Genomic DNA, 21,246 nt, shown 5'->3' with positions numbered 1-21,246 from the left:
TGTGGCTAACGGGAGTCCACAGACTGTGGATGATCGAGATGCCCACAGGCCGCGCATCAGCTTGTCCACCGGCAACCCACAGCCGAAGGCCCGTTGCCCACAGCTTCTCCACACCGCTGTCCACTGTTCGGCAACGAAACGGCCACGGTCACCAGCCCGAGTGAAAGGCGTCACACCGAAGAGGCGGGTTGGGCTGTGGGGAAGGTGGGTAAAACTGGGGACGGCGCTGGGGAGAACCGGGCGATGTCTGTGCATCGCATGTGCAGAACTTTTCGGTGTCCACAGAAAGCCCTGGTTGTCCACCGGCTCCACCCACAGGCCCGGTGGACAAAAAATCGCCTCTGACCAGGGCCGATCGAGTTTTCCACGGTTTCCACAGGGCCTACTACTACGACCACATAGAGATAGCGAGGAAATCGCTTCGAAGTGGGGCCTGTGCACAACCTCGGGCTGAGCCGCCCGACACCCCGCGCACCGACTTGACCCCGAGCCGCACCGAGTGTCGGCGGCGTGCGTCAGACTGGTCTCCGGCGACACAGCCGACGACGAAGGCCAGCAGGGCGAGCCAGCAACAGCAGGAGGCGGCTTACGGTGAAGATCCGGGTGGAGCGCGATGTACTCGCGGAGGCAGTGGCCTGGACGGCCCGCAGCCTCCCGGCCCGACCGCCGGTGCCCGTCCTCGCGGGGATCCTGATGAAGGCGGAGGAAGGCGCGCTCAGCCTCTCCGGCTTCGACTACGAGGTCTCGGCCCGCGTCTCGGTGGAGGCCGACATCGAGGACGACGGCACCGTCCTCGTCTCCGGCCGCCTCCTCGCCGATATCTGCCGCGCCCTCCCCAACCGCCCTGTGGAGATCTCCAGCGACGGTGTGCGGGTGACCGTGGTCTGCGGCTCCTCGCGATTCACACTCCACACCCTTCCTGTGGAGGAGTACCCGGCGCTGCCGCAGATGCCGACCGCGACCGGCACCGTCCCCGGTGAGGTCTTCGCCTCCGCCGCGGCCCAGGTCGCCATCGCCGCCGGCCGTGACGACACCCTGCCGGTGCTCACGGGTGTGCGGATCGAGATCGAGGGCGACACCGTCACGCTGGCCTCCACCGACCGCTACCGCTTCGCGGTCCGCGAGTTCCTGTGGAAGCCCGAGACCCCCGACATCTCCGCCGTCGCGCTGGTGCCCGCCAAGACGCTCCTCGACACCGCCAAGTCGCTGACCAGCGGTGACACCGTCGCTCTCGCGCTCTCCGGCTCCGGTGCCGGCGAGGGCCTGATCGGCTTCGAGGGCGCCGGGCGCCGTACGACCACCCGGCTGCTCGAGGGCGACCTGCCGAAGTACCGCACGCTCTTCCCCACCGAGTTCAACTCGGTCGCGGTGATCGAGACCTCCCCGTTCGTCGAGGCCGTCAAGCGCGTGGCCCTGGTCGCCGAGCGCAACACCCCGGTGCGGCTCAGCTTCGAGCAGGGCGTGCTGATCCTGGAGGCCGGATCCAGCGACGACGCACAGGCTGTGGAAAGGGTCGACGCCCAGCTCGACGGCGACGACATCTCGATCGCCTTCAACCCGACGTTCCTGCTGGACGGGCTCAGCGCGATCGACTCGCCGGTCGCCCAGCTGTCCTTCACCACCTCGACCAAGCCCGCCCTGCTGAGTGGCAAGCCCGCCATGGACGCCGAGGCGGACGAGGCGTACAAGTACCTGATCATGCCGGTCCGACTGAGCGGCTGAAAGCCGAGCGAATGAGCAGGTGTAGCCCACATCTGTGCGGCTACCCGCGGGCGTAGGCTCGGATTCACCGCGAAACGCAACGGACTACGGCACAAAGGATCACTGATGGAGCTCGGTCTCATCGGCCTCGGCAAGATGGGCGGCAACATGCGCGAGCGCATCCGCCGCGCAGGCCACACCGTCATCGGATACGACCGCAACCCGGACGTCGCCGATGTTCACAGCATCGATGAGCTCGTCAACAAGCTCAAGGGCCCGCGGGTGGTGTGGGTCATGGTCCCGGCGGGCGTCCCCACCCAGATCACCATCGATGAGCTGGCCGAGCTGCTGTCGCCCGGCGATGTCGTCGTGGACGGCGGGAACTCCCGCTGGACCGACGACGAGAAGCACGCCGAGCAGCTCAACGCCAGGGGCATAGGCTTCGTCGACTGCGGTGTCTCCGGCGGTGTCTGGGGCCTGGAGAACGGCTACGCGCTGATGTACGGCGGCGCCGCCGACCATGTGGCCCAGGTCCAGCCGATCTTCGACGCGCTCAAGCCCGAGGGCGAGGTCGGCGCCGTCCACGCCGGCAAGGTCGGCGCGGGCCACTTCGCCAAGATGGTCCACAACGGCATCGAGTACGCGATGATGCAGGCGTACGCCGAGGGCTGGGAGCTGCTGGAGAAGGTGGACTCGGTCACCGACGTCCGCGAGGTCTTCCGCTCCTGGCAGGAGGGCACGGTCATCCGCTCCTGGCTGCTGGACCTGGCCGTCCGCGCCCTGGACGAGGACGAGCACCTGGGCAGGTTGCGGGGCTACGCGGAGGACTCCGGAGAGGGCCGCTGGACCGTGGAGGCCGCGATCGACAACGCCGTGCCGCTGCCCGCGATCACCGCGTCGCTCTTCGCCCGGTTCGCCTCCCGCCAGGAGGACTCGCCGCAGATGAAGATGGTCGCCGCGCTGCGCAATCAGTTCGGTGGCCACGCGGTCGAGAGCAACGAGAAGTAACCACCCCCCGGGGTGGATCAAGCAGTACTGCCGGGGGAGGTCGGCGCAGCCCACCATGCACGTCACGCATCTCTCGCTCGCCGACTTCCGCTCGTACGTCCGGGCCGAGGTGGCGCTCGACCCGGGCGTCACGGCCTTCGTCGGGCCCAACGGCCAGGGCAAGACCAACCTCGTCGAGGCCGTCGGCTATCTCGCCACCCTCGGCAGCCACCGGGTCTCCTCCGACGCCCCGCTGGTGCGCATGGGCGCGGAGCGGGCCGTGGTCCGGGCCGCGGTCGTCCAGGGGGACCGGCAGCAGCTGATCGAGCTCGAGCTCAACCCGGGCAAGGCCAACCGCGCCCGTATCAATCGATCGTCGCAGGTCAGGCCGCGTGATGTGCTGGGGATCCTTAGGTCGGTGCTGTTCGCGCCCGAGGATCTGGCCCTGGTCAAGGGCGATCCGGGCGAGCGCCGCCGGTTCCTGGACGAGCTGATCACCGCGCGGGCACCCCGGATGGCGGGGGTCCGCTCCGACTACGACCGGGTGCTGAAGCAGCGCAACACCCTGCTGAAGACCGCCGCCCTGGCCCGGCGCCACGGTTCGCGCGGCGGGGGCGGCGACGCGGCGCTGTCCACCCTCGACGTCTGGGACCAGCATCTGGCCCGGGCCGGTGCCGAGTTGCTCGCCCAGCGGCTCGATCTGATCTCCGTGCTCCAGCCGCTGGCCGACAAGGCGTACGAGCAGCTCGCCCCCGGCGGCGGCCCGGTGCTGCTGGAGTACCGCGGCTCGGCCGGTGAGGGGCTGGCCGACGCGGGCAGCCGCGAGGAGCTGTACGAGCTGCTGATGGCCGCCCTCACCGAGGCCCGCAAGCAGGAGATCGAGCGCGGGGTCACGCTGGTGGGCCCGCACCGCGACGACCTGGTGCTCAAGCTGGGCCGGCTCCCGGCGAAGGGCTACGCCAGCCATGGCGAGTCCTGGTCGTACGCCCTCGCCCTGCGGCTGGCCTCCTACGATCTGCTGCGCACCGAGGCGGGCGAGCCGGTGCTGGTGCTCGACGACGTCTTCGCGGAGCTGGACGAGCGGCGCCGGGAGCGGCTGGCCGAGCTGGTCGCCCCCGGGGAGCAGGTGCTGGTGACCGCGGCGGTGGAGGACGACGTCCCGCATGTGCTGACCGGTACGCGCTACGCGGTGTCCGAGGGCGAGGTGCGGCGCGTATGACGGACGGGATGGACCGGCCCGCGCGGCCCTCGACGCCCGGGTCCTCGGCGGCACCCGGGCCCTCGCCGGTGCCCGAGCCCTCGGGGGTCGATCTCGCGCGGGTGGCGCTGCGCGCCGCCAAGGAGCAGGCGCGCGCTCGGGGAGCCGCGGCCCAGCAGAAGAAGCAGGCGCGCAGAGGGGGCCTGCGCTCCGGCGCGCGCGCCGATGGCCGCGATCCGCTTCCACTCGGTGCGGCGATCAACCGGCTGATCACCGAGCGTGGCTGGGAGACCCCGGCGGCGGTCGGCGGGGTGATGGGCCGCTGGCCCCAGATGGTGGGCCCCGAGGTGGCCCAGCACTGCGAGCCCCAGCGCTATGACGAGGACGCCCGGGTGCTCACGGTGCGCTGTGACTCCACGGCGTGGGCGACCCAGCTGCGGCTGCTCGCGCCCCAGCTCGTGGCCCGGCTCAACGCCGATCTGGGCCAGGGCACGGTGAAGCTGATCAAGGTGCTGGGCCCCGGTGGCCCGCCCCGGCGCTATGGCCCGCTGCGCTCCCCGGGGTCCACGGGCCCGGGGGACACCTACGGCTGACCGGGTTCGAGCGCTGGTGTTAACCGGGGGTAACAGGGTGACTGCTGAGACCCCGGTCACGGTAGCCGGTGGTTGACAGCCCGAAGCGCTGAGTGGCGGCGTGAGCCTCTTGGAGCCCGTCCCCGCATATGGGGAGTCGGTGGCGGCCGGTTCAGGGCGGCACATGCGGACTCAGGCGGCAGCAAGCCCCCATTCTTGTCGGCGCTACCGGTAGACTGGGGCCGTACACCGTCGCCGCTGGCGCACCGAGCGCTTGCGGACACATGTTGAACGACGCAGCCGCTCCCGCCTGCCCGGAGACGGCTTGTGCTGTGCCAGAAAGGGCGCTTCGTGGCCGATTCCGGCAACCCCATCGAAAACATCCCGTCCACGCCCGACGGCGAGGCCCTGGCTCCGCCGTCGTACGACGCCAGTGCGATCACCGTTCTGGAGGGGCTGGAGGCGGTCCGCAAGCGACCCGGTATGTACATCGGTTCCACCGGTGAGCGCGGCCTCCACCACCTCGTCCAGGAGGTCGTCGACAACTCCGTCGACGAGGCCATGGCCGGTCACGCGGACAGCATCGAGGTCACGATCCTCGCCGACGGCGGCGTCCGCGTCGTGGACAACGGCCGCGGCATCCCCGTGGGCATCGTCCCCTCGGAGGGGAAGCCGGCCGTGGAGGTCGTGCTGACCGTGCTGCACGCGGGCGGCAAGTTCGGCGGCGGCGGCTACGCCGTCTCCGGCGGTCTGCACGGCGTCGGCGTCTCCGTCGTCAACGCCCTGTCGACGAAGGTGTCGGTCGAGGTCAAGACGGACGGATACCGCTGGACCCAGGATTACAAGACGGGAGCGCCGACCGCGCCCCTGGCCCGGAACGAGGCCACGGAGGAGACCGGCACCACGGTCACCTTCTGGGCGGACCCGGACATCTTCGAGACCACCGAGTACTCCTTCGAGACGCTGGCCCGGCGCTTCCAGGAGATGGCGTTCCTCAACAAGGGCCTGTCGATCTCGCTGACGGACGAGCGAGCGGCCCATGTGGACGAGGAGGGCAAGCCGCTCTCCGTGAAGTACCACTACGAGGGCGGCATCGTCGACTTCGTCACCTACCTCAACTCCCGCAAGGGCGAGCTGGTCCACCCCACGGTGATCGGCTTCGAGGCCGAGGACAAGGAGCGGATGCTCTCCCTCGAGATCGCGATGCAGTGGAACGCGCAGTACACCGAGGGTGTCTACAGCTTCGCGAACACCATCCACACCCATGAGGGCGGCACCCACGAGGAGGGCTTCCGCGCCGCGCTGACGTACCTGATCAACAAGTACGCGCGCGACAAGAAGCTGCTCCGGGAGCGCGACGACAACCTCACCGGTGAGGACATCCGCGAGGGTCTGACCGCGATCATCTCGGTCAAGCTGGGCGAGCCCCAGTTCGAGGGTCAGACCAAGACCAAGCTGGGCAACACGGAGGCCAAGACCTTCGTCCAGAAGATCGTCAACGAGCATCTCGCCGACTGGCTGGACCGTAACCCCAATGAGGCCGCGGACATCGTCCGCAAGGGCATCCAGGCGGCCACGGCCCGCGTCGCGGCCCGCAAGGCGCGCGATCTGACCCGCCGCAAGGGGCTGCTGGAGACCGCTTCGCTGCCGGGCAAGCTCAGCGACTGCCAGTCCAACGACCCGTCGAAGTGCGAGATCTTCATCGTCGAGGGTGACTCCGCCGGCGGCTCGGCCAAGTCCGGCCGTAACCCGCAGTATCAGGCGATCCTCCCGATCCGAGGCAAGATCCTCAACGTCGAGAAGGCCCGGGTCGACAAGATCCTCCAGAACAACGAGGTCCAGGCGCTGATCTCCGCCTTCGGCACCGGGGTGCACGAGGACTTCGACATCGCCAAGCTCCGCTATCACAAGATCATCCTGATGGCGGACGCCGATGTCGACGGCCAGCACATCAACACCCTGCTGCTGACCTTCCTCTTCCGTTTTATGCGCCCGCTGGTCGAGGCGGGGCACGTCTTCCTGTCCCGTCCGCCCCTCTACAAGATCAAGTGGGGCCGGGACGAGGTCGAGTACGCGTACTCGGACCGGGAGCGGGACGCGCTGATCCAGGCCGGCCGGGAGCAGGGCAAGCGCATCAGGGACGACTCGGTCCAGCGCTTCAAGGGTCTGGGCGAGATGAACGCCGAAGAGCTGCGGGTGACCACGATGGACCAGGACCACCGCGTCCTCGGCCAGGTCACGCTGGACGACGCGGCCCAGGCCGACGACCTGTTCTCGGTCCTCATGGGTGAGGACGTCGAGGCACGGCGCTCGTTCATCCAGCGCAACGCCAAGGACGTCCGCTTCCTCGACATCTGAGTCGGCCCCCAGCCGCAGACGACAGAAGGACTTTGACCAGCAATGGCCGACGAGAACACCCCGAACACGCCCGACGATCTGACCCCCGACGAGCTCGCCGAGGGCGCCGCCCTCCGCGTCGAGCCGGTCGGCCTCGAGACGGAGATGCAGCGCTCGTACCTCGATTACGCGATGAGCGTGATCGTCAGCCGTGCGCTGCCCGACGTCCGGGACGGCCTCAAGCCGGTGCACCGCCGGGTGCTGTACGCGATGTACGACGGCGGGTACCGCCCCGAGAAGGGCTTCTACAAGTGCGCCCGCGTCGTCGGCGACGTCATGGGCACCTACCACCCGCACGGCGACTCGTCGATCTACGACGCGCTGGTGCGGCTGGCCCAGCCGTGGTCCATGCGGATGCCGCTGGTCGACTCCAACGGCAACTTCGGCTCCCCGGGCAACGACCCCGCGGCGGCCATGCGGTACACCGAGTGCAAGATGGCGCCGCTGTCGATGGAGATGCTCCGGGACATCGACGAGGAGACCGTCGACTTCCAGGACAACTACGACGGCCGCAACCAGGAGCCGACGGTCCTGCCGGCCCGGTTCCCCAACCTGCTGATCAACGGCTCGGCGGGGATCGCGGTCGGCATGGCCACCAACATCCCGCCGCACAACCTGCGCGAGGTGGCCGAGGGCGCCCAGTGGGCCCTGGCCAACCCCGAGGCCACCCAGGAAGAGCTGCTCGACGCCCTGATCGACCGGATCAAGGGCCCGGACTTCCCGACCGGGGCGCTGGTCGTCGGCCGCAAGGGCATCGAGGAGGCGTACCGCACCGGGCGCGGCTCGATCACCATGCGCGCGGTGGTGGAGGTCGAGGAGATCCAGGGCCGGCAGTGCCTGGTGGTCACCGAGCTGCCGTACCAGGTGAACCCGGACAACCTCGCGCAGAAGATCGCCGACCTGGTGAAGGACGGCAAGGTCGGCGGCATCGCCGACGTCCGTGACGAGACCTCCTCGCGCACCGGCCAGCGCCTGGTCATCGTGCTCAAGCGGGACGCGGTCGCCAAGGTCGTCATCAACAACCTCTACAAGCACACCGATCTACAGACCAACTTCGGCGCCAACATGCTGGCCCTGGTCGACGGTGTGCCGCGCACCCTCTCGCTGGACGCGTTCATCCGCAACTGGGTCACCCACCAGGTCGAGGTCATCGTCCGCCGGACCCGCTTCCGGCTGCGCAAGGCCGAGGAGCGGGCGCACATCCTGCGCGGTCTGCTCAAGGCCCTGGACGCGATCGACGAGGTCATCGCGCTGATCCGGCGCAGCGACACGGTGGAGACCGCGCGCGAGGGCCTGATGGGCCTGCTGGAGATCGACGAGATCCAGGCGAACGCGATCCTCGAGATGCAGCTGCGGCGGCTGGCCGCCCTGGAGCGTCAGAAGATCGTCCAGGAGCACGACGAGCTTCAGGCGAAGATCAACGAGTACAACGCGATCCTGGCCTCGCCCGAGCGGCAGCGGCAGATCATCAGCGAGGAGCTGACCGCGATCGTCGAGAAGTTCGGCGACGACCGGCGCACCAAGCTGGTCCCCTTCGACGGCGACATGTCCATCGAGGACCTGATCGCCGAGGAGGACATCGTCGTCACGATCACGCGTGGCGGCTATGTGAAGCGCACCAAGACCGAGGACTACCGCTCGCAGAAGCGCGGCGGCAAGGGCGTGCGCGGGACGAAGCTGAAGCAGGACGACATCGTCTCCCACTTCTTCGTCTCGACCACCCACCACTGGCTGCTGTTCTTCACCAACAAGGGCCGGGTCTACCGGGCGAAGGCGTACGAGCTCCCGGACGCGGGACGTGACGCGCGCGGCCAGCATGTGGCGAATCTGCTGGCCTTCCAGCCCGATGAGAAGATCGCGCGGATTCTCGCCATCCGGGACTACGAGGCGGTGCCGTATCTGGTGCTGGCCACCAAGTCCGGCCTGGTCAAGAAGACCCCGCTGAAGGACTACGACTCGCCCCGCTCGGGCGGTGTGATCGCGATCAACCTCCGGGAGATGGAGGACGGCCGCGAGGACGAGCTGATCGGCGCCGAGCTGGTCTCCTCCGCGGACGATCTGCTGCTGATCAGCCGGAAGGCCCAGTCGATCCGGTTCACGGCGACCGACGAGTCGCTGCGGCCGATGGGCCGCGCGACCTCCGGTGTGAAGGGCATGAGCTTCCGCGAGGGCGACGAACTCCTCTCGATGAATGTCGTCCGGCCCGGTACGTTCGTGTTCACCGCCACCGACGGCGGGTACGCGAAGCGGACCGATGTCGACGAGTACCGCGTCCAGGGGCGCGGCGGTCTCGGTATCAAGGCGGCGAAGATCGTCGAGGACCGCGGTTCCCTGGTCGGGGCGCTGGTGGTCGAGGAGACCGATGAGATCCTCGCCATCACGCTCAGCGGTGGCGTGATCCGCACCCGGGTCAATGAGGTCAGGGAGACGGGCCGTGACACCATGGGCGTCCAACTGATCAACCTGGGCAAGCGCGATGCCGTCGTCGGCGTCGCCCGGAACGCCGAGGCCGGTCGTGAGGCTGAAGAGGTCGAGGAAGAAACCGCGGCCATGAACGAGCCGGCCGAGGAGGCCGAGTCCGAGGCGGCCGAGGGCACAGCGCCCCCGGCCGACGAGACCGAGGAGTAAGTCGTGAGTGGAGCCACGGGTGCCGCGGGCGGCGGTGCGGACGCCGGAGGGCGTCCGGGATCAGGAGCCCCGACGGGCGGTCACACCGCTGGGGACGGCGCCCGTGGTCCGGCCGGGGACTCCGCCGCCGCGGCGGTGACCGAGACCCGGAAGCTGCGGCCGCAGCGCGATCCGAACCCCAAGCCCCAGTACTCCAGCCCGCTCCCCAACGAGCGTCCCGCCCCCGCCCAGCCCGCGCAGCCGTACCACCCGCCGCAGGCATACGCCCCGCCGCCCGGCGGCGGGGCCGGACGGGGCGGCTCGGTGCCGGGGCAGTCGGCCCAGACCGCCCAGACGGGGCACCAGCAGGCCGCCACGGCCGTCCGCCGCCCCCGTACGCCCGCGGGGGCCCGTCCGGCGCCGCGGACCCGCAAGGCGCGGCTGCGGGTCGCCAGGGTCGACCCGTGGTCGGTCATGAAGGTCAGCTTCCTGCTGGCGATCGCGCTGGGGATCTGCACGGTGATCGCGGTGGCGGTGCTGTGGATGGTCATGGACGCCATGGGCGTCTTCAGCGCGGTGGGCGGCACCATCAGCGATGCCACGGAGTCGCAGAAGGGCAGCGGGTTCGACCTGGAGTCCTTCCTGTCGCTTCCGCGTGTCCTGGGGTTCACCGGGCTCATCGCCGTGATCAATGTGGTGCTGGCGACCGCGCTGGCGACGCTCGGGGCCTTCATCTACAACCTGTCCGCGGGCTTCGTGGGCGGCGTCGAGCTGACCTTGGCCGAGGACGAGTAGCGGCCCGCCGTTACCGATTTTGGGACAGGGCAGGTGGTGCGCTAATCTTTCGGTGCAGCGCGGGGCTATAGCTCAGACGGTTAGAGCGCTTCCCTGATAAGGAAGAGGCCACAGGTTCAAGTCCTGTTAGCCCCACCGTAGCGATCAGCCTGGATGGAGATCTTCTCCGTCCAGGCTGATGTCGTATGGGGGCAGGGAGTTGATCCCCGCTTCCTTCCCGGTTTCTCATCGGCCAATGCCGGTCATAGGTCACCGATCGGTATCGGTCGGTGTGTATCATCGGGCGCCAGAGGTCCCCTACGTCAAGAAAGAGACGAGGTAGCGCGGTGAAGAAGCTGCTCCTGGTCGCACTGGCCGCCATCGGCGGGCTCCTCGTGTACCGCCAGATCCAGGCGGATCGCGCCGAGCAGGATCTGTGGACGGAGGCGACCGACTCCGTGCCCGCAGGTTCGGGTGTGTGAGCTCCTACAACAGTCCCAGTACGGGGCCCCGGCCGCTGGAGCGGTCGGGGCCCCGTCGGCTTTACTGGCGCGGTGGCGCTTTGGCGCCGTGGCGCCGCGGCGGGCAAGCGGTGGGGGCGGCGGGGGATGGGACGACGGGGGACCTTCGTGTTTCACTCTCGCAAACGAATGGCTTGCACAGGCAAAGTTGAGCGGGCCGGCCGGGCCGGGGCGAACGCGCCGACCAGGCCGGGGTTGAGCGGGCCGACCGGCCGGTACGACGAGGAGTGACGCGCGATGAAGGACCGTCGCAAGGTCAGGGCCGGTCTCGCCGCGGCGGCGGCGCTGTGCGCGGTGGCCGCGGCACCGGGCACGTCCCTCGCCGACGGCGCCGCCGGGGCCCGGGCGTACGAGACCCGCGGCACCCGGATATCCGGCTCCGACGGTGACGCGGGCGCCCCTTCCCTGACGGCAGGCCGCACCTATGTCGACAGCGTCGGGCCGGGCGAGAAGCGGTACTACGGCGTGACGCTCGACACGAAGTCAGCCGCCTATGTCTCGGCGGTCGCGGCACCCCGGCCGGGTGCGGAGGTGACCTCGTACCGCGATGGCGTGAAGGTGACCCTGGAGAGCCCCGACGGGGGCATCTGCGGCACCGCCTCCCCGAAGATCGAGACGACCGGCGTGGCCTATCCCCTGGCCGACTACGCCGCCCGCCAGATCGACTCCGGCCCGGCCTCCTGCCACCAGGCGGGGCGCTACGTGGCGACGGTGGAGCGCGAGGACGGGTCACCGGATCCGGAGCGCTGGCCGGTGGAGCTCCGGCTGATGGTGGAGCCACCGGTGAAGGGCGGGGCCACGGGGGCGGCCCCGGAGGGGAGTTCGAGCTCGCCGTCGCCCGAGCCGCTGGACGGCACTCCCCTGCCGAGGCGTGGCGGGCGCGGCTTCAACGACGCGCCGACCCTGGGGACCGGGGTGTGGAGGGACGAGATCACGCCGGGGGAGACGCACTTCTACCGGGTGCCCGTGGACTGGGGGCAGCGCCTCTCCGCCGTCGCCGAACTGTCCGCCGACGGCAAGGACCAGAGCACCCGTCTGCTCGACCGCGCCCTGGCGCTGCACGCCTACAACCCGGCGCGCGGGCTCGCGAAGCGCGGTACCCCCGCCGCGCAGGAGGGTGAGTCGCCCCGCACTCAGGTGGCCACCGCGCCGGTGGCCTACGGAAACCGGTATGCGAACACCGGCTCCACGGTCCGCGCGATGAGCTTCAGCGGTGGGTACTTCCTGGCGGTCACCCTCAACCCGCCGCAGGTGGCACCCCATCTGAACAGCTCGGTGCCGGTCGTGCTGCGGGTACGGGTCGCGGGCGACGCGCGCGGCGGGCCCACCTACGACAAGGACCCGGTCAAGGCGGGGTTCGGCCTCACGGCGGCCGACCGGCGGGCGGCCAAGCGGCATCCGGTCGCGGCGGACGGCGACCGGATGGGGAGTTCCGGCTCCGGCGCCGCCGACTCGAAGGACGCGCTGCGGGTGGTGGGGTACGCGGGGATCGGCACCGGGACAGCGCTGGTGCTGGGGCTCGGGGTGTGGACGCTCACCGCCCGGCGGCGGGCCTCTGCGCGGCAGCGGTACGGGCCGCCGCCTGCTTGGTAGTCAGGGGCCGTTTCTTGGCTGCGGTCTGGGGTGGGGTCAGTCCGCTGCGGGCCTGGGGTGGGGTCAGCCCGCTGCCACCAGGGCCCATGCGCCGATGGCGAAGCACAGCGCCGCCACGATCAGGATCGAGAGCGTCGCTTTCCTGGACGGTCCGGGGCGCCGCCGCGCCGTGGAGGGAACCCGCGGCCGCTCCGCGGTGTATGGACGAGTAGAAGGAAAGTCACGCGGGAGCGGCGTCGGGGTCGGGGTCGGCGTGGGTGTCGGCGTTGGTGTCGGTGTCGGCGTGTGTGCCGCGTTCGGAGCGGGAGCGGGGGTGGGCGTATGCGGGTGCGGATGCTGCACCGGCTGTGCGGGGTGTGGGGGCTGCTGTTGTGCGTGGTGCGGGTGGTGCACGGGCGGCTGTGGGGCCGGTGGGATCGGGGCCGCGGTCGAAGGGGTCGGCGGGGTCAGCGGGTGGGGTATCGACGGCCGCTGGACCGGCGGGGGCGGAGTCGCGGGCTGGGCGGTCGGCGGCGGGGGCGTCGGCGTCGGTGGGCCCGCGGGCCGGGGCGGTGGGGTCTGGTGGTGCGGTGGGGTCCGGTTCAGCGGCGTCTGGGCGTGCGGAGGTTCGGGGTGCCGGACCTCGGCGGGCGAGGCGCCGGAGGACGGAAGCCCAGGAGTCCGGGGAGTCCCGGGGGTCTCGGTCTGCGGTGTCCCGGGGGCGCCGGGGGCCTCGCCGTGCGGTGCGCGCGACTGATCGTTGCGGGGGAGCGGCGGCGGGAGGGTGAAGCTGCCGGTGTCGGACATGGACGGCCGTGGGGCGGCCGGATGCTGGGGTGCGGCCGCGTCGGGGCCGGGGGCCGCCTCGCCGGCGGGGCCCGAGTCGGCAGCGGACTGGGGCCGGGGCGGCGCCGCGCCGTTGCCCTGGGGCGGGTCGGCCTTCGCGTGGCGGCGGCGCGGCCGGGTGGGGCCTTCGGGGCCGAATCCGTTGGGCAGCGGCCCGAGTTGGTCGAAGACCTCGATGGCGTCGTCATCCAGGTCGGCCTCGGGCAGCAGGTCGACCGCGGTCGCCAGCGCCTTCCGCGCGCCCGTGGCGGTGCGGAAGCGGTTCTCGGGATCCGGTTGCAGCAGCCCCGCGATCACCTGCCACAGCGGTTCCGGCACCCCGGTGGGCGCGTTCGGCACCCCCTGCTCGAAGAGCTTGACGAGCGCCTCCCCGTCCGGCTTGTGCCCGGTGATCAGATAGAGCGCCACCAGCCCGACGGCGAAGAGGTCCGCCGGGAAGTCGGGGTCGTCGCCCATCATCTGCTCGGGCGCGAAGTAGCCGGGCGTGCCCATCACGTAGTTGGCCTCGGTGAGGCGCGGCTCGCCCTTGGTCAGCGCGATGCCGAAGTCGGACAGCCGGACGTGCGGCCGCCCGGTCCCGGTGGACTCCAGCAGGATGTTCGCGGGTTTGATGTCCCGGTGCACCACGCCCTCGGCGTGCACCGCGGCCAGTCCGGAGAGCAGCTGGTCGATCAGGGTGCACACATAACGGGGCGGCAGCGGGCCGTAGTCCCCGATGAGATGGGCGAACGAGCCGCCGCCCACCAGGTCCATGGTGAACAGCACCTTGTCGTCGTCGGCCGCCCAGCTGGCCGGTGCCAGCACATGGGGGTGATCGATCCGCAGGGCCTGTTCCCGGACGAAGCGCAGCAGTGTGTGGGCGTCGCGTTGCTGGAGCACCTTCGCTGCCACGTACCGTCGGCGGCGGTGGTCCCAGACGCGCCATACCGCGCCCACGCCGCCGCGCCCGATCGGGTCCACCAGCTCGTACCGGCCCGCGAAGATCTCACCCATCGCGCCGTGCCCGCCCCGTCATCGACTCGTCAGCAGTTCAGCCCGTCAGCTCTGGTGCGCCTCGTAGTGGGCGACCGCCTCGGCGGTCCGCCCGGCGCCGTACACACGGAGAAACTCTGCCAGCTCGGGGTGGGTGGGGGCGAGGGAGTCGGCGGCATCGATGATGTCCCCCGCGGCCGCCACGGACCGCAGCAGCGACTGGATCTCGCGTACCACTCGCCGTACGGTCGGGGCACCCGTGCTCGCCGTGGTCTGGGTGGAGTTGAGGACCGAGCCGCCCGCGGACTTCTTGATCTCCTCCATGCGCTCGGCGGCCTCGGCGGCGCTGACCCTGCCGTCCGCGGCCTGGCTGGACAGCTCTTGCAACGCCTGCACCCGCTGGACCACGGCGGGGTTGCCGATCTTGGCGCGCTGGCCGCTCATGAGCTGCGAGAGCATGGGTGCGGACAGACCGAGGACGGCGGCGAGGCGGGCTTGGTTCAGACCGAGATCGTCGATGAGACGGCGAAAGAGCGCCCCCAGCGGCTCCCCGTACCAGCTGCGCTGAAGCTCTCGTGCGCGCGCGGTGGCATCCTGCTGTGTTGCGTCCATCTCGCTCTCCCCTTCGCTTCGCTGCCGCGAATCTTGCGTGGCATCCTACGGAGAGCGCTACGCGCGAGCGATACCCGGTCGGGAATGCTGGTCGGTACCAGGTATCCTGATCGGCGAAGGGGCCTTAGCTCAGTTGGTAGAGCGCCGTCTTTGCATGGCGGATGTCAGGAGTTCGACTCTCCTAGGCTCCACCTCCATCACCAGCCAGGACGCCGGACCGGTGTCCTGGCTGATGTGTTTTCTCCCCTGATATCGGTGTTGCCACTCTTGTCATTGCCCGGCGCAACACCCGCGGGATGCTCCAGGGTGTTTTCCACAACTCGGGCAGATCGCCCGGGAGTCGTCTGATCGGCGCGGTGCGCCGTACAGGGGGACACGATGAGTGGGCTGCATCCGCTGGGCGAGAACCTGCCCGAGGAGTGCCGGGCGTTCGCTGTGGAGCTGAGGAAGCTGTTCCTGGGGCTGGGGGTCTCGATGCGCAGATACGCGGTGCGCAGGCACCGGGACCCGAGCACCATCTCGCGGTTTCTGAGCGGCACCCGGATCCCGCCGTGGGAATTCGTCTTCGATCTGTTCACCGATCTCGCGGCGCGGCGCGGCGTCCCTCCCACCCCCGCCGCCATCGAGCTGGTGCGGGAGCTGCACCGGGCCGCGGTCCGCACCAGCCGCTCCCCCGGCCATGCCATGGAGATCCTTCAGATCCAGCTGGCCGACGCCGACCGGTACGCGCGGGTCTCCCTGGCGCACCAGGACGTGCTGGGCGAGGCGCTGCTGGACCGCAAGCACCGCATCGCCGATCTCGAGGTACGGCTGAGCCAGGCCGAGGCGGCCTGGGCGACGGAGCGGGCCCGGGCGGACGCGCTGGAGCGGGATCTGCCGGACCGGGAGGAGCTGATCAAGGAGCGGGACCTGCTTCAGCAGGAGGTGCGGCGGCTCACCGAGGAGCTGGACGAGGTGCGGCTGCGCGGCCGGCTGGCGGAGGAGCGCTGTCTGGTCCTTGAGCGGCAGCTGGCCATGGTGGAGTCCCAGCGCCCGGCCGCGATGCCACAGCAGGAGGAGGGGCCGATGGGACAGGAGGGGCCCGCGGCGTCCCAGCGGGCCGTGGGGCCGCGGCCGAAGATCCTCGTGGTGGACGACCAGCAGAACAATCTGCTGGCCATGGAGGCCGTGCTGGCCACGCTCGACCAGGAGCTGGTGACCGCGACCTCCGGGCAGGAGGCCCTCAAGGCGCTGCTCGACCATGACGACTTCGCGGTGATCCTGCTGGATGTGCAGATGCCCGAGATGGACGGCTATGAGACGGCGGCCCACATCAAGCGGCGCTCCCGTAACCGCGACATCCCGATCATCTTCCTCACCGCGATGGGCTCCGACCCCGAGCACTCCTCGCGGGGCTATGCGGCCGGTGCGGTGGACTACATGGCCAAGCCGTTCGACCCCTGGGCGCTGCGGGCCAAGGTCTCGGTCTTCACCGAGATCTTCCTGGAGCGGCGGCAGCGCCGCTCCCAGGGGGAGGACCCGGCGGACTGAGCCGGAGCCGCCCCGGAGCAAAGGACGAGGGGCGGGAGACCGGCTGATCTCCCGCCCCTCGTGGAGGGCTCACGCCGGGCGCCGTGAGCGGCGCCCTCAGCGCTCGTCGTCCCTGCGGGCCTCGGCCTCGGCCTGCTTGGCCTGCACCTCGGGGTCCAGGGCGCTCTGGTCGCTGCCGTCTACCGCGGAGAGCCGCTCGCGGTCGCCCACCTCGGTCGCCGCCGGGGGCTCGACCAGCCAGTCGGGGTTGGCCTGCTTGTCCCACCACTTCCACGCGGCGTAGACCCCCGCGCCGACCAGCCCGATGAAGGTCGCCCGCTTGGCGAAGCGGGCGGCCCGGGCCCGGCGGCGGTGCTTCCGGGCGAGCTTCTCGATCTCCGCCGCCGTCACATGGGTGCGCAGCGCCGCGATGGCCGCGGCCGTGCGGACGGCCGCCTCCTCGCGCGCCGGTCCAGCGGCGGCGCGCACCCCGGCCACCGCCTGCTCCACCCGCGGTGCCGTGTAGTCGGCGGCATGGCGTGCCGCCTTACGGGTCCGCTTGGCGGCCCGTGTGGCGGCCTGGTCCACCTTCGGCGGCAGGGTGCCGCGGGCCTGGTCAAGCCGTGGTGCGACATGGGCGTGGTACTGGGCACCGGCCGTGCAGCGGGCCTGGTGTGCCGCGGTCGAGACCTTCGGCACCAGCCGGACGCGGGCCTCGTGCGCGTAGCGCGTCGCGGTGTCCTTGGCCGTGCCGGCATAGGGCGCCACCGCCTCCGCGGCGTGCAGGACGCTGCCCTTGGCGGTGCCGGTCGCGGCTCGCACGCTGTCAATGCGGGTCACGGGATCCTCCTCCTCGGTGGCGTGGTCAAGCTCCGGGGTTCAGAGTCGTGCGTTCTTGTTGCGCGCTCTATTTGCCCACTTTCGTGTTTCCATCCCAAGAAAGATCATGCCTGTTTGTGGAGATCATGCCCGTTCGCAGCATGGCCAGCATGTGCGATCGGGCATCTGGGTCAAAGGGAGGATTCTTGAGGAAACCGCGCGGATCGGCGCGCCCGGGGCCGCCTCAGCGGCTACTCGTCCGCCTTGCGTCCGTGCGAGGATCAGGAGACGTAAGTGAAAACGATGGAAGGTTGATCGTGGCCGAGCAGCTATACGCCACCCTGAAGACGAACAACGGCGACATCGTGGTCCGGCTGCTGCCGAACCACGCGCCCAAGACGGTCAAGAACTTTGTCGAACTGGCCGAAGGCACGCGCGAGTGGACTCACCCGGCCACCGGCAAGAAGGCCAAGGAGAAGCTCTACGACGGCACCGTCTTCCACCGGGTGATCAGTGGCTTCATGATCCAGGGCGGTGACCCGCTGGGCAACGGGACCGGTGGTCCCGGCTATGAGTTCGGCGACGAGTTCCACCCGGACCTGGCCTTCAACAAGCCGTACCTGCTGGCGATGGCCAACGCCGGCCCGGGCACCAACGGCTCGCAGTTCTTCGTCACGGTCGCCCCGACCGCGTGGCTGACCGGTAAGCACACCATCTTCGGCGAGGTCGTCGACGAGGGCAGCAAGAAGGTCGTCGACGCGATCGCGGGCACCGCGACCAACCCGCGCACCGACCGTCCGCTCCAGGACGTCGTCATCGAGTCGGTCGTCATCGAGACGCGCGAGGGCTGAACCCGTACGGGGAACTTTCACGCCCCGGTACGGGGAACTTTCAGGCCCCGCTTGTCCGTGTGAACAAGTGTCCGTGTGAACAAGCGGGGCGGGGGAACGCCCGATCAGAAGTGGACAAGGGGCGAGGGGACACCATGGAGGACCAGGCGGTCTGCTGCTACCGGCACCCCCAGCGGGAGACCGGCATCAGCTGCACCCGCTGTGAGCGCCCGATCTGCCCCGAGTGCATGATCAGCGCGTCTGTGGGGTTCCAGTGCCCCGAGTGTGTGAGCGGACGGGCGTCCGCCGGGTCCGGGGCCTCGGCCGCCGGTCCCCCGCCGCGCGCCGCCCAGCCGCGCACCCTGGCCGGCGGCACGATGGCCTCGGACCCCCGGCTGATCACCAAGATCCTGGTGGCCGTCAACATCGCGGTATGGCTCGCCGCGCTGTCCGCGGGCGACCGGCTGGTGAACGATCTGGACCTGGTCGGCCGGGCCTACGACCCCGGCACGGTGCAGATCGTCGGCGTCGCCGAGGGCCAGTGGTGGCGGCTGGTGACCTCGGTCTTCCTCCACCAGCAGCTGATGCACATCGCCTTCAACATGCTCTCGCTGTGGTGGATCGGCGGCCCGCTGGAGGCCGCGCTCGGCAGGGTCCGCTTCATCGTGCTCTACATGCTGTCGGGCCTTGGCGGCAGCGCGCTGTCGTATCTCCTGGCCGCGCAGAACCAGCCGTCGCTGGGCGCCTCCGGCGCGATCTTCGGTCTGCTCGGCGCCACCGCCGTGCTGATGCGCCGGCTGAACTACGACATGCGGCCGGTCATCGCGCTGCTGGCGCTGAATCTGCTCTTCACCTTCACCTGGTCCGGTATCGCCTGGCAGGCCCATGTCGGCGGCCTGGTCGCGGGCACCGTGGTGGCGTACGGGATGGTGCACGCGCCCCGGGAGAAGCGGGCGCTGGTGCAGCGGGGGACCTGCGTCCTGGTGCTGCTCGCGATCGTCGCGATGGTGTGGATCCGGACGGTGCAGCTCACCGGGTGAAGCCATCCGCCGAGGAAGTACACCGGATGAGCGGGGTGGCCGACCGATGAGCGGTCGGCCATGGGCCACCTGGGGCGAGCCGTATCCGGTCAGTTGTCCACAGCGCGTGGCGGATCTTACGCAACCTGTGGAGAACTCGCGTACGCCCCCCGACTGACCTGCGTTTTCGCAGGAAGGCGGGGGTATGAACGATCGAACAGATGCCCGTCGCCGGTCACACCGGCGTCAACACGGCAGAGGTTATCCACAGATCTTCTGAGTTTTCCCCGGCTGTGGATAACTCTGTGGACAACCTGGGGACGAGCGGGTGGACCGCCCGGTCACTTCCACTGGGTGGAGACGACGAACCCCGCGGCGATGAAGCCGAAGCCGACCACGATGTTCCAGTTGCCCAGCGATTCGACCGGCATGTCCCCCGTGGTCACGTAGAAGATGACGATCCACGCGAGGCCGATCAGGAACATGGCCAGCATCAGCGGTGCCACCCACCGGCGGCCACTGTTCAGACTGATGCTGGCTGCCTGCTTCGCCGGCGGCGGCGTGAAGTCGTCCTTCTTGCGGATCCGTGACTTCGGCACGAGGAACTCTCCTGTCGATGCGCTGCGTGACCGCGCGGGGATGTGTACGGACGGCGCCGGGGCGGGACAGCGACGGGGACCACGTCCCTCCCCCACACGTCCGTTAGCGTAGTCCTTCCGCGGCGTCGTAAGGAGTAAGGGTACGTTGAGCAATTCCGCTGACTCCCCCACCCCGGCGTCCCGCCGCCCCCGGTTCCGCCCCGTACGGCTGCTGACCGGAGCGGTCTTCGCGCTGGCCGGACTGATCTTCTGGACCAGTTTCAACACGGCACAGGGCACCAACCTCCGCAGTGATGAATCGATGCTGCGGCTCTCCGATCTCATCCAGGAGCGCAGCCGTAAGAACGGCACCCTGGGCGACAGCACGGGCAAAATACGCTCCGAGGTCGACGCCCTCGCCCGCCGGGACAACGGCAGCACCGAGGCCGAGCGCCGCAAGCTGGCCGAACTGGAGGAGACCGCCGGCACCAGGAAGCTCACCGGCCCCGGGCTCACCGTCACCCTCACCGACGCCCCGCCGAACGCCACCCCGCAGATCCCCGGCGTCCCGGATCCCCAGCCCAACGATCTCGTCATCCACCAGCAGGACCTCCAGGCCGTGGTCAACGCGCTGTGGCAGGGCGGCGCCGAGGGGATCAAGGTCATGGACCAGCGGCTGATCTCCACCAGCGCGGTGCGCTGCGTCGGCAACACCCTGATCCTCCAGGGCCAGGTCTACTCGCCGCCCTACAAGGTCACCGCCGTGGGTGACCGGGACAAGCTGGGTGCCGCCCTCGCCGCCTCGCCCGCGATCCAGAACTACCGCAGCTATGTCGACGCGTACGGCCTCGGCTGGAAAGTCGACCAGCACGACACGGTGACTCTTCCCGGCTACTCCGGCACAGTGGATCTGCACCAGGCACAGCCCATCGGATAGCACCGGCGGACCGGCGCGCGGCACCGGGTCGGCGGGGCGGACAGTGGGGGCCGATGAGAACGCGGCTGATCGTCAGGACGCTCAGTGAGATCTGCGTCACCGTCGGAGCTGTGATCATCCTTTTGGTGGTCTACGTCCTGTACTGGACCTCCGTACGGGCCGACCGCGCCATGGACGGCGAGATCGACCACCTCCAGGACCGCTGGGCCACCGGCACGGTCAGCGCCGGTGCCGAGCCCTCCTCGGAGCCCCGCCGCTACCAGCCCGGCGCCTCCTTCTCGATCATGTACATCCCGCGCTTCGGCGCCGACTGGGCCAAGCCCGTCCTCGAGGGCACCGCCACCGACACCCTGAAGAAGGGGCTCGGCCACTACTCCCGCACCGCCCGCCTCGGAGCCCTCGGCAACTTCGCCGTCGCCGGGCACCGCCGCACCTACGGCGACCCCTTCAAGGACTTCCCCGAGCTGCGCCCCGGTGACGCGGTGGTGCTGACCGACGGCACCACCTGGTTCACCTACCGCGTCGACCGGCGGCCCTACCGCACCCTGCCGACCGACACCGGGGTGATCGATCCGGTGCCGCGCGCATCCGGCTTCCGGCGCCCCGGCCGCTATCTCACGCTGACGACCTGCGAGCCGGAGTGGGGCCACAGCCACCGGCTGATCACCTGGGCACACCTCGACGCGACCCAATCCGTAGCCCAAGGCAAGCCCAAGGCTTTGTACAGCTGACCCTCCGGCCCCACCCCTCGCCCCTTACTCTGGTGCTGCACTCCGGTGCTGCAATCGACTTCGT

The 21,246-nt window shown here is 70.1% G+C and carries 18 protein-coding genes and 2 tRNA genes; 16 read left to right on the top strand and 4 right to left on the bottom strand.

Going from position 1 to position 21,246, the window contains the following annotated elements; translation table 11 throughout:
• Nucleotides 1-591: 591 nt before the first annotated feature.
• From dnaN to ABD329_RS11070, 10 genes are all read left to right on the top strand, one after another.
• Nucleotides 592-1,722, top strand: coding sequence for a DNA polymerase III subunit beta (gene dnaN, locus ABD329_RS11115; RefSeq protein ID WP_198276367.1), 1,131 nt, complete (start codon nt 592-594; stop codon nt 1,720-1,722).
• Nucleotides 1,723-1,827: 105 nt separating this feature from the next.
• A complete protein-coding gene (gnd, locus tag ABD329_RS11110; protein WP_198276366.1) occupies nt 1,828-2,709 on the top strand; it encodes a phosphogluconate dehydrogenase (NAD(+)-dependent, decarboxylating) in 882 nt (293 codons plus the stop codon).
• Between the two features lie 55 nt (nt 2,710-2,764).
• Nucleotides 2,765-3,907 carry a DNA replication/repair protein RecF gene (recF, locus tag ABD329_RS11105; protein WP_198276365.1) on the top strand — a complete coding sequence of 381 codons (1,143 nt, stop codon included), beginning with the start codon at nt 2,765-2,767 and terminating at the stop codon, nt 3,905-3,907.
• A gap of 8 nt (nt 3,908-3,915) precedes the next feature.
• Nucleotides 3,916-4,479, top strand: coding sequence for a DciA family protein (locus ABD329_RS11100; RefSeq protein WP_425574317.1), 564 nt, complete (start codon nt 3,916-3,918; stop codon nt 4,477-4,479).
• Between the two features lie 306 nt (nt 4,480-4,785).
• The gene (gene gyrB / locus ABD329_RS11095; RefSeq protein ID WP_198276363.1) at nt 4,786-6,816 is read left to right on the top strand and encodes a DNA topoisomerase (ATP-hydrolyzing) subunit B; all 2,031 of its coding nucleotides are present in this window, start codon (nt 4,786-4,788) and stop codon (nt 6,814-6,816) included.
• Nucleotides 6,817-6,858: 42 nt separating this feature from the next.
• Nucleotides 6,859-9,483: a DNA gyrase subunit A gene (gene gyrA / locus ABD329_RS11090; protein ID WP_198276362.1), complete on the top strand. Its 2,625-nt coding sequence runs from the start codon at nt 6,859-6,861 to the stop codon at nt 9,481-9,483.
• Nucleotides 9,484-9,486: 3 nt separating this feature from the next.
• Complete coding sequence (locus ABD329_RS11085; RefSeq protein ID WP_344316297.1) at nt 9,487-10,257, top strand: DUF3566 domain-containing protein; 771 nt, start codon at nt 9,487-9,489, stop codon at nt 10,255-10,257.
• A 61-nt stretch (nt 10,258-10,318) separates the two neighbouring features.
• Nucleotides 10,319-10,392 (top strand) — tRNA-Ile (locus tag ABD329_RS11080).
• 191 nt (nt 10,393-10,583) lie between these two features.
• Entirely contained in the window at nt 10,584-10,718 is a 135-nt protein-coding gene (locus ABD329_RS11075; protein ID WP_003958712.1) for a DLW-39 family protein, read from the top strand.
• A 276-nt stretch (nt 10,719-10,994) separates the two neighbouring features.
• Nucleotides 10,995-12,350, top strand: coding sequence for a hypothetical protein (locus tag ABD329_RS11070; RefSeq protein WP_198282357.1), 1,356 nt, complete (start codon nt 10,995-10,997; stop codon nt 12,348-12,350).
• A gap of 63 nt (nt 12,351-12,413) precedes the next feature.
• Here the strand turns inward: ABD329_RS11070 and ABD329_RS11065 are convergent, their stop codons facing one another.
• A complete protein-coding gene (locus ABD329_RS11065; RefSeq protein ID WP_344316295.1) occupies nt 12,414-14,168 on the bottom strand; it encodes a serine/threonine-protein kinase in 1,755 nt (584 codons plus the stop codon).
• A gap of 45 nt (nt 14,169-14,213) precedes the next feature.
• Nucleotides 14,214-14,759, bottom strand: a complete 546-nt coding sequence (locus tag ABD329_RS11060) for a helix-turn-helix domain-containing protein (RefSeq protein ID WP_037954566.1) — start codon at nt 14,757-14,759, stop codon at nt 14,214-14,216.
• 118 nt (nt 14,760-14,877) lie between these two features.
• Between ABD329_RS11060 and ABD329_RS11055 the strand changes: the two genes are divergently transcribed.
• Nucleotides 14,878-14,950: transfer RNA gene (locus ABD329_RS11055), tRNA-Ala, on the top strand.
• Between the two features lie 187 nt (nt 14,951-15,137).
• Complete coding sequence (locus tag ABD329_RS11050) at nt 15,138-16,289, top strand: response regulator (RefSeq protein WP_198280821.1); 1,152 nt, start codon at nt 15,138-15,140, stop codon at nt 16,287-16,289.
• Between the two features lie 96 nt (nt 16,290-16,385).
• Here the strand turns inward: ABD329_RS11050 and ABD329_RS11045 are convergent, their stop codons facing one another.
• The gene (locus tag ABD329_RS11045) at nt 16,386-17,108 is read right to left on the bottom strand and encodes a DUF5324 family protein (RefSeq protein WP_198280820.1); all 723 of its coding nucleotides are present in this window, start codon (nt 17,106-17,108) and stop codon (nt 16,386-16,388) included.
• A 296-nt stretch (nt 17,109-17,404) separates the two neighbouring features.
• On the opposite strand from ABD329_RS11045, the gene ABD329_RS11040 reads away from it, so the two are divergent.
• The gene (locus ABD329_RS11040; RefSeq protein ID WP_086886471.1) at nt 17,405-17,938 is read left to right on the top strand and encodes a peptidylprolyl isomerase; all 534 of its coding nucleotides are present in this window, start codon (nt 17,405-17,407) and stop codon (nt 17,936-17,938) included.
• 134 nt (nt 17,939-18,072) lie between these two features.
• Complete coding sequence (locus ABD329_RS11035) at nt 18,073-18,957, top strand: rhomboid family intramembrane serine protease (protein WP_198280819.1); 885 nt, start codon at nt 18,073-18,075, stop codon at nt 18,955-18,957.
• 320 nt (nt 18,958-19,277) lie between these two features.
• On the opposite strand, the gene crgA is transcribed toward ABD329_RS11035, so the two are convergent.
• The gene (gene crgA, locus ABD329_RS11030) at nt 19,278-19,535 is read right to left on the bottom strand and encodes a cell division protein CrgA (protein WP_020869949.1); all 258 of its coding nucleotides are present in this window, start codon (nt 19,533-19,535) and stop codon (nt 19,278-19,280) included.
• A gap of 145 nt (nt 19,536-19,680) precedes the next feature.
• Between crgA and ABD329_RS11025 the strand changes: the two genes are divergently transcribed.
• Both ABD329_RS11025 and ABD329_RS11020 read left to right on the top strand, forming a co-directional pair.
• A complete protein-coding gene (locus tag ABD329_RS11025; protein ID WP_344316294.1) occupies nt 19,681-20,451 on the top strand; it encodes a DUF881 domain-containing protein in 771 nt (256 codons plus the stop codon).
• 53 nt (nt 20,452-20,504) lie between these two features.
• Entirely contained in the window at nt 20,505-21,182 is a 678-nt protein-coding gene (locus ABD329_RS11020; RefSeq protein ID WP_198278853.1) for a class E sortase, read from the top strand.
• The last annotated feature ends 64 nt before the right edge of the window (nt 21,183-21,246 follow it).

The organism is Streptomyces javensis (genome assembly GCF_039525925.1).
In the GTDB taxonomy this organism is placed as follows: domain Bacteria; phylum Actinomycetota; class Actinomycetes; order Streptomycetales; family Streptomycetaceae; genus Streptomyces; species Streptomyces asiaticus.
Note: the sequence above shows the minus strand (reverse complement) of the source record. Positions and strands in the feature narration are given on the sequence as shown.

Coding starts and splice junctions, on each gene's coding strand:
- gnd (WP_198276366.1), top strand. CDS start 1,828: ATGGAGCTCGGTCTCATCGGCCTCGGCAAGATGGGCGGCAACATGCGC.
- gyrA (WP_198276362.1), top strand. CDS start 6,859: ATGGCCGACGAGAACACCCCGAACACGCCCGACGATCTGACCCCCGAC.
- ABD329_RS11035 (WP_198280819.1), top strand. CDS start 18,073: ATGGAGGACCAGGCGGTCTGCTGCTACCGGCACCCCCAGCGGGAGACC.
- ABD329_RS11065 (WP_344316295.1), bottom strand. CDS start 14,168: ATGGGTGAGATCTTCGCGGGCCGGTACGAGCTGGTGGACCCGATCGGG.
- ABD329_RS11070 (WP_198282357.1), top strand. CDS start 10,995: ATGAAGGACCGTCGCAAGGTCAGGGCCGGTCTCGCCGCGGCGGCGGCG.
- recF (WP_198276365.1), top strand. CDS start 2,765: ATGCACGTCACGCATCTCTCGCTCGCCGACTTCCGCTCGTACGTCCGG.
- ABD329_RS11050 (WP_198280821.1), top strand. CDS start 15,138: ATGAGTGGGCTGCATCCGCTGGGCGAGAACCTGCCCGAGGAGTGCCGG.
- ABD329_RS11060 (WP_037954566.1), bottom strand. CDS start 14,759: ATGGACGCAACACAGCAGGATGCCACCGCGCGCGCACGAGAGCTTCAG.
- ABD329_RS11100 (WP_425574317.1), top strand. CDS start 3,916: ATGGACCGGCCCGCGCGGCCCTCGACGCCCGGGTCCTCGGCGGCACCC.
- ABD329_RS11020 (WP_198278853.1), top strand. CDS start 20,505: ATGAGAACGCGGCTGATCGTCAGGACGCTCAGTGAGATCTGCGTCACC.